Origin of the sequence: Mycobacterium angelicum, from assembly GCF_002086155.1 — a bacterium.
Taxonomy (GTDB): Bacteria; Actinomycetota; Actinomycetes; order Mycobacteriales; family Mycobacteriaceae; genus Mycobacterium; species Mycobacterium angelicum.
Window position 1 is genome coordinate 1 of the sequence record NZ_MVHE01000382.1, and the last position, 258, is coordinate 258.

The following is a 258-nucleotide window of genomic DNA, read 5'->3' on the forward strand; positions in this document are numbered from 1 at the left end:
GCCCCAACGACGAGATCTAAGCGAGGAATTCAGTTGTCGGTAGCGATAGTAGTAATAGGATATAGTCCGCGCTGACGAAATAGAAGACGAGATATGCCGTCGCACTGAATAATTTGTCACCAAGGGCGCTGCCGCCCCGTGCTACCCCTGGGCATGTTGTCCACCTGCGGCGCGGTAGGTTCAGCGGCGTGATACTTACGGGTGCGTTCTTGGCCGATGCCGCCGCAGCGGTGGACAACAAACTCAATGTGCAAGGCG

General features: G+C 56.6%; 1 pseudogene. It reads left to right on the forward strand.

The window, feature by feature from the left end:
- Nucleotides 1–188: 188 nt before the first annotated feature.
- Nucleotides 189–258 (forward strand): annotated as a pseudogene (locus tag BST12_RS34080) (hypothetical protein); the annotation flags it as partial.